Here is a 13,597-nt window from a genome sequence, read left to right as displayed (position 1 = left end):
TTAGCCCTCGATCTTTGAAAAGTCGGCCACCGAATCCATGGTAGCGCGAATCTGGTTGAGCAGTTTCAGCCTGTTCAGGCGAATCTCGGGCCTGTCCGTCACGTTGACCGTAACCTTGTCGAACAGGGCATCGATCGGCCCGCGCAGGCCTGCAAACGCAGCCATTGCACCCGCGAAATCCTCGGCGGCCAGCGCCGGCTTCACTTTGCGCCCGACTTCGTCCAAGGCGGAGGCAACGGATTTCTCCTCGGCTTGTTCCAGAAGCGCGGCATCGGGCGCGCCCGCGATCTTGGCCGCCAGCCCCTTGTCCTTCTTCTCCTCGGCGCGGACGATGTTCGCCGCGCGCCCGTAGGCCGTCAGCAGGTTCTTGCCGGCCTCGGTCCCGAGGAAGGTCTGCAGCGCCTCGACCCTGGCCAGCAGGCGGACGAGATCGTCCTCGCCGCCCAGCGAGACGACGGCATCGACCACGTCGTGGCGCACGCCCTTCTCGCGCATCTGCACCTTGAGGCGCTCGGCGAAGAAGGACAGCAGGTCATCGGCCTTGAGGAACGGCCGCAGCGGGAGCCGCAGCTTGTTCTCGACCACGATGCGGATCACGCCGAGCGCGGCGCGACGCAGCGCGAAGGGATCGCGCGAACCGGTCGGCTTCTCGCCGATCGACCAGAACGAGGTCAGCGCATCCAGCTTGTCGGCCAACGCGACCGCGATCGATACCGGCGCAGTCGGGCAGCGGTCGTTGGGACCGGCCGGCGCATAATGATCGCCGAGCGCATCGGCCACCGACGCCGGCAGCTTTTCACCGAGCGCGTAGTAGCGGCCCATCACGCCCTGCAGTTCGGGGAATTCGCCCACCATGCCGGTGACGAGGTCGGCCTTGCAAAGGCGCGCCGCCTGCTCGACGGCGGCGGCATCGGCGCCCGGAATGGACCTGGCGATCTCGCCGGCCAGCCTGACGATGCGCTCGACCCGCTCGGCCTGGGTACCGAGCTTGGCGTGAAACACGATCTGCTTCAGGCCGGGCACGCGGCTTTCCAGCGTGCTCTTGCGGTCCTGATCCCAGAAGAATTTGGCGTCGGCCAGGCGTCCGCGCAGCACGCGCTCGTTACCCGCGACGATCGTCTTGCCGCCGTCGCGCGCGACGTTGTTCGCCACCACGACGAAACGGTTGGCGAGCTTCCCGTCGGCGCCGGACGTCGTGAAGAAGCGCAGGTGCACCTTCATCGAGACGATCAGCACTTCCGGCGGCACGTCCATGAACTGCGCGTCGATGGCGCCCAGCATCGGCACAGGCCATTCGGTGAGCCCGGCCACTTCCTCGAGCAGCCCCTCGTCCTCGTTCAGCGTGACCTGCACGTTCGAGCAGAGCTTGCGCGCGCCGTCTAGGATGATCGCCTTGCGTTCGGCCGCGTCGAGGATGACGTGCGCGGCGCGCAGCTTCTCCTTGTAGTCGGCGAAATTCGAGACCTCGAACGTCCCCGTCGAGAGGAAGCGATGACCGCGCGTCGTGGCGCCGAAGACAATCGACGCCATCGCGCCACCCGGCGAGATCTCGCCTTTCAGCACCTGGCCGTCGAACAGCGCGACGATGGACTGCAGCGGGCGCACCCACTGCAGGGTGCCGCTGCCCCACTTCATCGACTTCGGCCAGGGCAGCGCCTTCAGCGCGCCGTCGATCACCGCGCCCAGCGCGTCGGCGGTCGGCCCGCCCTTCTTCGTGATGACGGCAAACCAGAACTCACCCTTGCCGGTGTCACGCTTCTCCGCCTGATCGAGCGAGGCAAGACCGGCACCCTTCAGGAAGCCCTGGATCGCCTGGTCGGGCGCGCCGACACGGGGACCACGCTTCTCCTCGCTGACATCGTCGCGCACGGCCGGAATGCCATCGACCACGAGCGCGAGGCGGCGAGGCGTCACGAAGGCCCGAGCCGTTTCGAAGCCGATGCCCGCGCCCTTCAGCCCGTCGCAGATCAGCCGCTTCAGATCGTCGGCTGCCCGCGTCTGCATGCGCGCGGGAATCTCCTCGGAGAGAAGTTCGAGAAGGAGCTCGGCCATCTCAGGCGGCCTCTTTCTGTGTGGCCAACCAGGTCTCGCAGCAGGCCTTGGCGAGTTCGCGGACGCGCAGGATGTAGCTCTGGCGTTCGGCGACGCTGATCACGCCGCGCGCGTCGAGCAGGTTGAAGGCGTGACTCGCCTTGATGCACTGCTCATAGGCCGGCAGCGGCAGCTTTTTCTCGACGAGCTGGCCGCATTCCTTCTCGGCGTCGGCGAAGTGCCGGAACAGCATTCCGGTATCGGCATGCTCGAAATTGTAGGCCGACTGCTCCCGCTCGTTCTGCAGGAACACGTCGCCATAGGTCAGCGGCACGTCGGAATCGGCGCGGTTGTACGGCAGGTCGTAGACCGACTTCTTGTCGAACAGGTACATGGCCAGCCGCTCGAGACCGTAGGTGATCTCCCCGGCCACGAGATCGACCTCGATGCCGCCCACCTGCTGGAAATAGGTGAACTGAGTGATCTCCATGCCGTCGCACCAGACTTCCCAGCCCAGCCCCCAGGCGCCGAGCGTCGGGCTTTCCCAGTCGTCCTCGACGAAGCGGATGTCGTGCAGGGTCGTGTCGATGCCGATCGCCTGCAGCGAACCGAGATAGCGCTCGAGGATGTCGGGAGGCGACGGCTTCAGGATCGCCTGGAATTGATAGTAGTGCTGCAGCCGCATCGGGTTCTCGCCGTAGCGGCCGTCACCGGGACGACGCGAGGGCTGCACATAGGCCGCGTACCAGGGCTTCGGACCGAGCGCGCGCAGGGTCGTTGCGGTGTGGAAGGTGCCCGCGCCCATCTCCATGTCGAAGGGCTGGAGGATCAGGCAGCCCTGGGCCGCCCAATAGTCCTGCAGGGTGAGGATGAGTTCCTGGAAGCACGTGGGCTTGCCGCGCGCTGCTGAGGGGTTCGACAACGGTATTCCCCGAAGCTCTAAAGGCCTTTTATTTCCGCAACTTATGGCCGTTTTTGCGGTGCGGCAAAATAGGTTCGCCCCCCAAGCCGGTCAAGGCTGGCGGTGCGCTGCGGCCTTATGGCCGGGGACGGCCGCACTGGCCGCATTTCTCGGCAGAGGTCGAAATGTAGGCACCGCAGCCGGCACACTGGACCGTATCCTCGATCACGGCGGGCTTGCGGGGCGGCGGCGGCGCCTGCTGGGCGGTCTGCGGCGGAGTTGCTGCCGGGGGGCGCTGCGGCGGGTTCGCATTGCCCGTGAATCGATCGAACAGCCCCTTCCAGTGCCGGAAGGTCCGATACGCCCCGTAAACCGCGACGCCGAAAAGCAAGATTTTGAGCAGGAAACCCATGCGGCCATTTGAGGTTCCTGCGAAACCGGGTCAAGCGGGCTATATGTGAACCCATGAGTGGAATGGAGAGCGAGCCGCTCGACCTGTTCGTGGTCGGCGGCGGTATCAACGGTGCGGGCATCGCCTGCGACGCGGCTGGACGGGCCCTCAGGGTCGGCCTCTGCGAGATGAACGATTTCGCCAGCGCGACCTCGTCCAGCTCGACCAAACTGATCCATGGCGGCCTGCGCTACCTGGAAACCTATGAATTTCGCCTGGTCCGCGAGGCGTTGCAGGAGCGCGAAGTGCTGCTCGCCAAGGCGCCCCACCTGTCGTGGCCGCTGCGCTTCGTGCTGCCGCACGAACCGCACCTGCGGCCGCGATGGATGCTGCGGCTCGGCCTCTGGCTCTACGATCATCTCGACTGGCACATGACCCTGCCCAAGTCGATCGCCGTCGACCTGCCGGGCTCCAAGTTCGGGGCCGGCCTGAAGAGCGGCTTCCAGAAGGGTTTCGTCTATTCCGACGCCTGGGTGGACGACGCCCGGCTGGTGATCTCCAACCTGAAGTCTGCGCGGGAGATGGGCGCGAAGATCTATGCCCGCCATCGCTGCGTCTCCGCCCGCCGCAGCGAGGACGGCAGGCTGTGGAACATCGAACTCGCCGGACCCGGCGGCCTTCCCATCCACCTCAAGGCGCGCGGCCTGGTCAATGCCGCAGGCCCCTGGGTGAAGCGCTTCCTCGATGAGGAAACCCAGATCAAGACCCCCAAACGCGTGCGTCTGGTCAAGGGCAGCCACATCGTCGTGCCGCGCCTCTACGAGGGCGATCACGCCTTCATCCTGCAGAACAGCGACAAGCGCATCGTCTTCGTCATCCCCTACGAGCGTGAGTTCTCGCTGATCGGCACCACCGACATAACCGTCCGGGAGGGCGAGCATCCGGTGTGCTCGCCGGAGGAAATCGCCTATCTCTGCGAGATCGCAGGCCACTACATGGCCAGGCCGGTGCGGCCCGAGGACGTGGTCTGGACGTATTCCGGCGTGCGTCCGCTATTCGACGACGGCGACGACAACCCATCCAAGGTCACGCGCGACTACCATCTTGAAGTCGACGGCGCCCCGCAGTCGAAGGCGCCGATCCTGTCCGTGTTCGGCGGCAAGATCACGACCTACCGGCGCCTGGCCGAGCACGCGCTGCGCGACCTGGAGCCCTATTTCCCGCGGATGGGCGGCCCCTGGACCGACAGCCGCGCCGTCTACGACGGCGAAATGGCCGACGCCCCGACCTTCGAGCAGGCTTTCGACAACTTCGTCGACGGCGCCGCCGCCAGCAGGCCGGCCCTGCCCCGCGACCTCGTGCGCATCCTGGCCCGCCGGCACGGATCGGGGCTGGAGGACATGCTGGAGGACGTGAAGACCGTGGCCGATCTCGGCCGGCATTTCGGCGGGTCGCTCTACGAGGTCGAGGTGCGCCATCTGATCCGCGACGAATGGGCGGTCGACGCCGAGGACATCCTTTGGCGGCGGACCAAGGAGGGTCTCCACATGAGCCCGGGCGAACGCGAGGCGTTTGCCGTCTGGCTGGAAGAACAGCGGCCCAACTTTACATAACTTAACCTTCCGGCCGGGCACGCCCGAGCGCTCCCGTCCGTATCTCAGGAACATTCCGATCAACGGTGAGGTTCCTGATGTCGCTCCGCTCCCTGCTCCTGCCCTCCGCCCTCGTCCTGGCGGCCGGCTTTGCCTTCGCTACGCCCGCATCAGCCTTGGATCTCTTCGCCGAAGAAGACGGGATCGAACTCGCGCAGGCGACGCCGCCCGCCCCGCCCCCGCCTGCCGGACCGCGCGGCGAACGCGCCAAGGGGGCCGAACGTGCCGATCGCGTCGAGCGCAGCTTCTCCCCCAAGGCGACCTGCATCGACATGGTCGCGCGCCGCATCGGAGACCGCGCCTACGTCAAGGCCAGGCTCGAGCTCAAGCCCGAGCAGATGACGGCCTGGAACGCCTTCGAGAAGGCGGCCGACGAGGCCAGCGCCAAGTCGATGGCGCGCTGCCAGACGCTGCCGGCCGAGATGAAGGAGCGCCCCGGCTACGTCGAACGCCTGACGATGGAAGAGGACATGATGAAGGCCCGCATCGCCACGATCGAAGCCGTGAAGCCGTCGCTGACCGCCCTGGTCGGCGTCCTGACGGCCGACCAGAAGGCCATCCTCGACCGGCCGCGCCTGGGTCCCGGCCACATGGCCCACGCCATGGGCCGGCCCGGCCCGCGCTGACGAAACCCTACCAGTCGCTGTGGCGGACGATCTTCAACAGGTCGTCCGCCATGGTGAGCGCGGTGAGCACGCCAGTCTTGGGATTGTCCGGCATGGCGCGGCCCAGCCGTTCGAGCTTCAGCTCGCCTGAATCGGCCACAACCTCGAGCTTGCTGGCATTGGTGCCCGGCGGCAGCGTTGGATCGGCGACCAGCTCGATCTCGGTGTTGTCGAGCCCCGCGCCACAAAGCGCGACCGTCACCGCCAGATTGGCATTCTTCGGATAGAGACGGCCCGCATCGGCCGGTTTGCCGCGGAAGATCACCGTCGGCTCCTTGATCGACGGCAGGTCGAACTCGGTCTCGGCCGGCGTTCCGGTCCAGGCATGCGGCGGCTTGATCGAGATGTATTTTACCTTCTCCAGCTTGCCGAGCCGCATGGCGAGCAACCCGTCCAGGCCGGCGATGGCGCCGGAGGGCAGGCGCAGGCGCGACCCGCCCTTTTCCGCCGCCTTGAGGTGCTTCTTCCACAACACCGGATCGCCATAGGCGCCGGTCGCGATCACCATGAAGTCGAAGCCCTTCTTCAGGATCGTCTCGCCCCATTCGCGCACCGCCTGCTGGCTGGCCGCCTCGACCACGACATCGGGGTTGAGCTTCAGCAGCGCCTTGAGCGTGTCGACCACTGCAACTTTCTTGCCGACCTTCTTCTGGGTATCCGCGACGCGGCCCTTCCGCACCAGCACGCCCACGATGTCGATGGGCGGCTTTTTTTCGCGGAAGACGTCGAACAGCATCTGGCTGATGGCCCCGTAGCCGATCAGTGCGATTTTCAGCCGCTTTTGCTTCGCCATTTGTCCCCCGCCCACCAGTTTGGCCGACGACTATAGCGGGCGCCCGCGCCCCTTGCGACCGCAGGGGCTCGCGGCTATAACCCCGGCCTCGTCGCGGGCCGGAGTCCGTACACCTGACGGAGCGTAGCTCAGCCTGGTAGAGCACTAGCTTCGGGAGCTAGGGGCCGGAGGTTCGAATCCTCTCGCTCCGACCAATCGACGAGACGAACGGCGGACCTTCGGGTCCGCCGTTTTCGTTTGGAAGTAAATGGTTCGCTGGCTGCGCCGTTGCCGAGCCCCCAAGCGATGAACGTCAAGTTCCTCCACATTCCGAAGACCGCGGGAACGAGTGTCCGTTCCTTCCTCTCCCGGTTCTTCGCGGCGCGGCACATCTGCCCGCCAGTCGATCAAAGTCAGTTCCGGGACATATCGGCGGAACGCCTGCAATCCTTCCGCATCTTCTCGGGGCATTTCCACTGGCGCGCCCTGGACCAGATCGAAGGTCCCGGCTTCACCTTCAGCATCCTCCGGCAGCCTGTCGCCCGGATCGTCTCGTTCTACTTTTTCCTGCGTGCCGTCGCGGCCAGATCGGATCCGGCCAAACTATCAGGGCCACACATGCAGGGAATCCACGCGGCACTCAACCTGCCCCCGGACGCCTTCTTTTGTGACGGCGGTTCTCCCGAAGTGCGATCGCACATCGACGACCTGTTCGACAATTTCTACACATTCTACTTCGCTGGCCGCGCCTTCAACGCGAGGCGCCGGATTCAGAAGAGAAACATTCCCGAATCCAAGATCGTAGCCACCGCGCAACGCAACCTCGATCTGCTCGACGGCCTCTATTCGACCGACGATCTGGTTTCCCTCCAGCAGGACATCATCGATTGGGTCGGCCGCAGCGGGATCGGTCTAGGGGGAACGCTGCGCTCTCGTCTCATCCCTCTCCCGCGCATCAACCTGAACACTCGCGAAGGGTACTTCACCTCGCGAGTGGCGGACCTCAAGGCGCTCGGAGCCACCTATCGGACCTTCGAACGAATCAACGACATGGCGCGCCTGGACTCGGTGACCTGGGCGGCACGGTTTGGGCACATACCGGTGCTTCGCCTCGACTGACGGATGCCAGCCGAGGCGAAGCCGCGCGCCCGTTTCGCTGGCAGTTACATCTTCGGCAGGATCGCGATGTCCTTCACGACGCCGCCGAGGCCCTCGATCTTCGCCACCGGCGTCGCCTTGCCGGTCGCGAGGTCGATCGACCAGAGCTGGTCGCCGGCCATGGCCCAGCCTTCGTTCCTGGTGCCGTCCGACCAGATGTCGAAGGCGACCACGTCGACCTTGGGGCCGAGCGCACCCACGGTGTTCAGGATGCCATCGTTCGGCGGCGCCTGCCTGACCAGGGCGCCCGTCGTTCCGTCGATGTTCAGGAGCGTGGTTTCCTTCGTGCCCTTGACCGAGTTGGTGTAGGCACCCGCCATGACCTTCGGTGCCTTGCCCTTGTTGGCATCGCCGTCCGCGTACTTCAGGCTGCCGTCCTTGATGACCTTGCCGTCGTCGACATTGACGCGCAGGCTGGTGCCGTCGCTGCCGATGACTCGGAGGCGGTCGGCCACCGGATTGAAGTCCACCGTGGCGGACGCGCCGGCCGGCAGCATGGTTTCCAGCTTCGACTTCCGGGTGGCCTTGCCGTCCATGGCGATGGTGTAGAGCGTGCCGTCGGCCGCCAGGGCGTAGAGCATGCCGTCGGCCGGCCGCACGTCGATGCCCACCAGGGCGCCGTCGACGCCGGTAACCTTCATGCTCTTCGTCGCCTTCTTGGCGGTCGTGTCCACGACGGCGATGGTGTCGTTGCCGATCAGGGCCGCGACCTCGGCGGCCTGCGCCGTACCCGCCAGCGTCACCAGGGCCGTCGAGGCGGCCAGAAATGCCTTCACTGTCATTTGCGTCGCTCCAGCTCGTTGCAGACCCATGAGCGGGTCCTGAAGTGGTTACCGGCGGGGAGGGCCGATTGGATGCAGGGACGAAAAAGAATTCGACGATGAGGGTCCGATGCATCCATTTGGCGGGGTTCCGGGGTACTGTTACGGAGAGTGTGCAATCCGGTCGGGGGAAGGCGAGCGACAGTGACGGCAGAGTCCTCTTCCAGCCCCCCCGCGCTCGAGGCGGAGGTTTCGGCCGCGATCGTGCGCTGCGCAGCGGGCGACAAGTCGGCATTGCGCCTGATCTACGATCTCGAAGCGGCCCGCATGGTCGGCGTTGCGATCCGCATCCTGCGCCGCCGGGACCTCGCCGAGGAAGCGACGCACGACGCCTTCATGCGCATCTGGCGCAGCGCGCGCAGCTACGATCCCTCGCGCGGTTCAGCGCGCGCGTGGCTGTACACGATCGTACGGAACCAGGCGCTGACGATTCTCCGCGACGAGCGGCGCTTCGGCTCCGAGGACCCGGCGGACAATGAGTTGCCGCAGCCCGATCAGGCGCTGCAGCGCCTGCCGGAGTCGAGCGCGTTGCGTCAGTGCCTGCAGCAACTCGAGACCGGCCGGCGCAATGCCATCGTCCTCGCCTATGTCCATGGCTTCAGCCACGGCGAATTGGCAGGCCGGCTGGGGATGCCGCTCGGCACCATCAAGAGCTGGATCCGCCGCGGCCTCGCTTCCCTGCAGGAGTGCATGGGATGACGCCCGACCGCGACGATCGCCTCCACGCCGCCGAATTCGTCCTGGGCCTGCTGGACGCCGAGACGCACGCGACCGCCGAACGCCGGCTCACCACCGACCCGGTCTTCGCGCGCGAGGTCGCCGTCTGGCAGAAGCATTTTGCCGCCTTCGACGATACCGCCGACCCGGTCGTTCCGGCCGACGATCTGTGGCGCAGGATCGAGGCGGACATGGCTGCCGCGGCTCCCGCCGCACAGGTCGCGCCACCCGGCCTGCTGCGCCGGCTCTGGAACAGCCTGGGAGCGCTGCGAATCGCCGCCCTGTCGGGCACGGTGGCCGCCTTGGCCTTTGCAACCGTCGCCGTGGTGAGCGTTCGTCATGCGCAGGAGGTCGCAGCCCGCAAGCCGGTCTATGTCGCCATCCTGGTCGACGATGCGACGCGGCAGGCCGGCGCAGTGGTCAACGCATTCGCCGACGGGCGCGTCGAGATGATCCCGCTCGTGGACATGACGGTGCCCGCCGGGCGGGCGCTGCAGGTGTGGACGCTGTGGAACCGCGAGGTCGGGCCGCGATCGGTCGGTCTGCTCGAACGGGCTCGCGCGACGCCCCTCGATCTGCAGCGTCTGCCGACCACGACGAACGACCAGCTTTTCGAAATCACGCTGGAACCGGCCGGCGGATCGCCCACGGGACGCCCGACCGGTCCGATCCTCTACAAGGGCACGACCGCCCGCACCCTGTAGTGGGTCTCAGCCGATCAGCGGGAAATGGCAGGCGACCTCGCGACCAGCCGCGATCTCGCGCAAGGCGGGCACCTCGTCCGCGCAGCGCGGCTGGGCGTGCGGGCAGCGGGTGCGGAACCGGCAGCCCGAGGGCGGATCGAGCGGCGACGGCGGATCACCCGGCTTCAGCTTGGAATCGCCCAGGGGGATGTCGGGGTCCGGCTCCGGGATCGCTGCCATCAGCGCCGCCGTATAGGGATGCGCGGGCGTGGCGAACAGCGACTCCGAGTCGGCCACCTCGCAGAGCCGGCCGAGATACATCACCGCGACCCGGTCGGACACCGACTTCACCACCGCGAGATCGTGGGCGATGAACAGGAGCGTGAGGCCGAAGCGGGCCTTCATGTCCTCCAGCAGATTGATGATCTGCGCCCGGATCGAGACGTCGAGTGCCGAAACCGGCTCGTCGCACACGATCAGGCTGGGCTCGAGCACGAGGGCACGCGCGATGGCGATGCGCTGGCACTGGCCGCCGGAGAATTCGTGCGGCCGGCGGTTCCAGACGAGATCGGGATCGAGGCCCACCGCCTCCATCACGCTGCGCACGCGGCGGGTACGCTCGGCGGCATCCGACACGCCCGACACGATCAGCGGCTCGGCGATGATTTCGGCCACCTTGCGGCGCGGATTGAGCGACGCGATCGGGTCCTGGAAGATCATCTGCAACCGCGGTCGCACCGCGCGCAGGGCCTTGCCACCCATCTTCGTGAGATCCTGGCCGTCGAACAGGACGGCGCCGCCCTTGGGAGGCGGCAGTTGCAGCAGAGCGCGCGCCAGCGAGGATTTGCCCGAGCCCGATTCGCCGACGAGGCCCAGGGTCTCGCCCTGCTTCACCGACAGGGTCACGTCGCTCACCGCATGGACGTGACGCCCGCCGCCCACCGGATACTCGACCGTGAGGTTCTGGATGGCGAGAAGATCGCTCACTCGGCCGCTCCCCCACCCTCGCCCACATCCACGCCACGCGGATGGAAGCAGGCATAGCCGCGCGCGCCTTCCCAGGTCTGCATCGGCTGCTCCTCGTCGCAATGATCCGTGCGATAGCGGCAGCGTGGCGCGAAGGCGCAGCCGCCGCTGCGGCGCGCCAGATCGGGCGGCCGGCCGGGAATCGCGCTGAGCCGCGTATGCGTCGGATCGGTCAGCCGCGGCAGCGAACGCAGCAGCGCCTCGGTATAGGGCATGCGCGGCGAGCGGAAGAGTTCCCGCGTCTTCGCCATCTCGACCGCGCGCCCGGCATACATCACCATGATGTCATCGGCCCGCCCCGCCGCGACACCGAGATCGTGGGTGATCAGGATCATCGCCATGCCGCGCTCGCGCTGCTCGCGCTGCAGCAGGTCGAGGATCTGGCGCTGCACCGTGACGTCGAGCGCGGTCGTCGGCTCGTCGGCGATCAGCAGCTTCGGCGCGCAGGCGATTGCGATGGCGATGGCCACGCGCTGGCGCATGCCGCCCGACAGTTCGTGCGGATATTGCCCCGCCCGCCGTTCCGCCTCCGGGATACCGACCTCCGTCAGCAGTTCGACGGCGCGGACGGCGGCGGCCTTCGCATCGAGCCCGCGATTCAGTCGCAAGCCCTCGCCGATCTGCCGGCCGATCTTCATCACCGGGTTGAGCGAGGTCATCGGGTCCTGGAAGACGACGCCGATGTCGCGGCCGAGCACGCCGCGGAATTCCCGGGCCGGCAGCGCCCGCAGGTCGCGGCCCTCGAACTGGACCTGGCCGCCCACTTCGGCACCCGAGCTTTCGCCCACCAGCCCGATCAGCGAGCGCACCAGCACCGACTTGCCCGATCCGGACTCGCCCACGATACCGAGGGTCTGGCCCTTTTCGAGATCGAACGACACGCCGTCGACGGCGCGCAGGGGCCCACGCGCCGTGAAGAAGCCGACCCGCGCCTCGCGCACCGACAGAAGGGGCGCGCCGCTCACAGTGCCGACCTGCGCGGATCGACCATGTTGCGCACCATGTCGCCCACGAAGTTGAGGGACAGGACGGTGGCGAACATCACCGCCGCCGGGATCAGCGCCGTATGGGGCGCCACGTCGAGTGCCTCCCGCCCGTCGGCGATCATGCCTCCCCAGCTCGGCTGCGGCGCCGGGATGCCGAGGCCCAGGAACGAGAGCGCCCCCTCGGCCACGATGATCACGCTGATCGCGACCAGCCAAAAGGCGAACATCGGCGGCAGCAGGTTGGGCAGGATCTCGCGCGTGATGATGCGCCAGTTGCTGGCGCCGATGGTGCGGGCCGCCAGCACGAAGTCGCGGTTGGCCCAGGCGAGCGTATTGGCGCGCGACACGCGCGCCGCGGCCGGGATCGACAGGATGCCGAGCGCCAGCGTCACGTTGAACAGGCTCTGGCCCAGATAGGCGGTGAAGGTGAGCGCCAGCACCAGCGACGGGAAGGCCAGCAGGATGTCGATGAAGCCCACCGCAAGCATGTCGATCTTGCCGCGGAAATACCCGGCGCTCATGCCGATGGCGCCGCCCACCAGGAACCCGAGGAACGGCGCGCAGATGCCGACGATCAGTGAGGTGCGCGCGCCGTAGATGATGCGCGAGAGCATGTCGCGGCCGAGATTGTCGGTGCCCAGCAGATATTCGGCCGATGGCGGCTTGCGGCGCAGGATGAGCTCCTGGGCCGAGGGATCGGGCAGGCCGATCCAGTCGGCGGTGATGGCCAGGAAAACCACGAGCAGCAGCCAGCCCAGCGGCAGGGCGAGCGCCCAGTGCCAGCGGCGCCGCGGCCGCGTCGCGGCGACGACCGTGCTCTTAGCTGCGGAAGCGGACATGACGCACCCTGGGGTCGAGCACGGCGTAGAGCATGTCGACCAGGAAGTTGATGACCACGAAGCCCACGGCGATGAAGGCCACGGTGCCCTGCACGAGGATGAGGTCGCGGTTGAAGATGCCGCCCAGCAGCAGCCGCCCGACGCCCGGCAGGGCGAAGATCTGCTCGACGATCACCGCGCCGCCGATCAGCCCGCCGATGTTGAGGCCCAGGATGGTGATCAGCGTGAACGACGAGGGCCGCAGCGCATGCTGCAGCAGCACCCGCCACGGCGGCAGGCCCTTGGCGCGCGCCAGCAGGATGAAATCCTCCTTGAGCGTGGTCAGAAGGTCCGAGCGCAGCACCCGCATCAGCACCGTCCACTCGATCAGGCCGAGCGTCATCGACGGCAGGATCATCGATACGAAATTGTCCCACAGGCCCTCCGACATCGGCGTGAAGCCGGTCGCAGGCAGGAGATCGAAGGTCACCGAGAACAGGTAGATCAGCACGATGCCCAGCATGAAGTTGGGCATCGCCAGGAAACCGAAGGCGGCCGAAGCGGAGATTCGGTCGAAGATGCCGCCGGGCCTGCGCACCGACAGCAGCGCCACCGGGATCGCGATGCCCAGCGCGATGACCTGCGCCATCACCATGAGCTGCAGCGACACCGGCAGCCGATCGAGGATCGCCTGCACGACCGGCTCGCCGTTGCGGTAGGAGCGCCCGAGATCGCCCGACAGCGCCGAGCCCAGCCAGTCGAAGTACCGAACCAGCATCGGCCGATCGAGGCCAAGGTCGGCGCGCAGGCCGGCAATGTCCTCCGGCGTTGCGAGGTTGCCCAGGATCACGATCGCCACATCCCCCGGCAGGATGTTGACGATCATGTAGGTGAGCAGCGTCACGCAGAACAGCACGACGACCAGCCTCGCCAGCTGGCGGAAGATCCACGGCACCGAAGACGCCCTGCGCTTGGC

14 protein-coding genes and 1 tRNA gene are annotated in these 13,597 nt (G+C 67.1%); 6 read left to right on the top strand and 9 right to left on the bottom strand.

The window, feature by feature from the left end:
• From glyS to KQ910_RS18760, 3 genes are all read right to left on the bottom strand, one after another.
• The gene (gene glyS / locus KQ910_RS18770; protein ID WP_216964170.1) at positions 1–2,052 is read right to left on the bottom strand and encodes a glycine--tRNA ligase subunit beta; all 2,052 of its coding nucleotides are present in this window, start codon (positions 2,050–2,052) and stop codon (positions 1–3) included.
• Position 2,053: 1 nt separating this feature from the next.
• Positions 2,054–2,959, bottom strand: a complete 906-nt coding sequence (locus KQ910_RS18765) for a glycine--tRNA ligase subunit alpha (protein ID WP_439653335.1) — start codon at positions 2,957–2,959, stop codon at positions 2,054–2,056.
• Positions 2,960–3,068: 109 nt separating this feature from the next.
• A complete protein-coding gene (locus KQ910_RS18760; RefSeq protein ID WP_216964167.1) occupies positions 3,069–3,344 on the bottom strand; it encodes a hypothetical protein in 276 nt (91 codons plus the stop codon).
• Positions 3,345–3,397: 53 nt separating this feature from the next.
• Here KQ910_RS18760 and glpD point away from each other — a divergent pair, with 53 nt between their 5' ends.
• Together glpD and KQ910_RS18750 are read left to right on the top strand one after the other, a co-directional pair.
• On the top strand, positions 3,398–4,936 hold the full coding sequence (gene glpD, locus KQ910_RS18755) for a glycerol-3-phosphate dehydrogenase (protein WP_216964165.1): 1,539 nt from the start codon (positions 3,398–3,400) through the stop codon (positions 4,934–4,936).
• A gap of 77 nt (positions 4,937–5,013) precedes the next feature.
• Entirely contained in the window at positions 5,014–5,601 is a 588-nt protein-coding gene (locus tag KQ910_RS18750; RefSeq protein ID WP_216964163.1) for a Spy/CpxP family protein refolding chaperone, read from the top strand.
• Positions 5,602–5,608: 7 nt separating this feature from the next.
• On the opposite strand, the gene KQ910_RS18745 is transcribed toward KQ910_RS18750, so the two are convergent.
• On the bottom strand, positions 5,609–6,433 hold the full coding sequence (locus KQ910_RS18745) for an aspartate dehydrogenase (RefSeq protein WP_216964161.1): 825 nt from the start codon (positions 6,431–6,433) through the stop codon (positions 5,609–5,611).
• A 117-nt stretch (positions 6,434–6,550) separates the two neighbouring features.
• On the opposite strand from KQ910_RS18745, the gene KQ910_RS18740 reads away from it, so the two are divergent.
• Positions 6,551–6,627 (top strand) — tRNA-Pro (locus KQ910_RS18740).
• 91 nt (positions 6,628–6,718) lie between these two features.
• Positions 6,719–7,531 carry a sulfotransferase family 2 domain-containing protein gene (locus tag KQ910_RS18735; RefSeq protein ID WP_216964159.1) on the top strand — a complete coding sequence of 271 codons (813 nt, stop codon included), beginning with the start codon at positions 6,719–6,721 and terminating at the stop codon, positions 7,529–7,531.
• A 44-nt stretch (positions 7,532–7,575) separates the two neighbouring features.
• Here the strand turns inward: KQ910_RS18735 and KQ910_RS18730 are convergent, their stop codons facing one another.
• Positions 7,576–8,352, bottom strand: coding sequence for a DUF4394 domain-containing protein (locus KQ910_RS18730; protein WP_216964157.1), 777 nt, complete (start codon positions 8,350–8,352; stop codon positions 7,576–7,578).
• 183 nt (positions 8,353–8,535) lie between these two features.
• Here KQ910_RS18730 and KQ910_RS18725 point away from each other — a divergent pair, with 183 nt between their 5' ends.
• Complete coding sequence (locus tag KQ910_RS18725) at positions 8,536–9,090, top strand: sigma-70 family RNA polymerase sigma factor (protein WP_369408385.1); 555 nt, start codon at positions 8,536–8,538, stop codon at positions 9,088–9,090.
• Entirely contained in the window at positions 9,087–9,812 is a 726-nt protein-coding gene (locus KQ910_RS18720; protein WP_216964155.1) for an anti-sigma factor, read from the top strand. Before KQ910_RS18725 ends, KQ910_RS18720 begins: the two co-directional genes overlap by 4 nt.
• 6 nt (positions 9,813–9,818) lie before the next feature.
• Here KQ910_RS18720 and KQ910_RS18715 read toward each other — a convergent pair whose 3' ends face one another.
• The 4 genes from KQ910_RS18715 to KQ910_RS18700 are packed head-to-tail and all read right to left on the bottom strand — an operon-like array spanning position 9,819 to position 13,576.
• Positions 9,819–10,778 carry an ABC transporter ATP-binding protein gene (locus tag KQ910_RS18715; protein WP_216964153.1) on the bottom strand — a complete coding sequence of 320 codons (960 nt, stop codon included), beginning with the start codon at positions 10,776–10,778 and terminating at the stop codon, positions 9,819–9,821.
• On the bottom strand, positions 10,775–11,782 hold the full coding sequence (locus KQ910_RS18710) for an ABC transporter ATP-binding protein (RefSeq protein ID WP_369408384.1): 1,008 nt from the start codon (positions 11,780–11,782) through the stop codon (positions 10,775–10,777). The genes KQ910_RS18715 and KQ910_RS18710 overlap by 4 nt, the downstream gene beginning before the upstream one ends.
• A complete protein-coding gene (locus tag KQ910_RS18705) occupies positions 11,779–12,642 on the bottom strand; it encodes an ABC transporter permease (RefSeq protein WP_216964151.1) in 864 nt (287 codons plus the stop codon). The genes KQ910_RS18710 and KQ910_RS18705 overlap by 4 nt, the downstream gene beginning before the upstream one ends.
• Positions 12,623–13,576, bottom strand: a complete 954-nt coding sequence (locus KQ910_RS18700; protein ID WP_369408383.1) for an ABC transporter permease — start codon at positions 13,574–13,576, stop codon at positions 12,623–12,625. Before KQ910_RS18700 ends, KQ910_RS18705 begins: the two co-directional genes overlap by 20 nt.
• Between the last annotated feature and the right edge of the window lie 21 nt (positions 13,577–13,597).

It is taken from the genome of Reyranella humidisoli (assembly GCF_019039055.1).
GTDB lineage: Bacteria > Pseudomonadota > Alphaproteobacteria > Reyranellales > Reyranellaceae > Reyranella > Reyranella humidisoli.
Note: the sequence above shows the minus strand (reverse complement) of the source record. Positions and strands in the feature narration are given on the sequence as shown.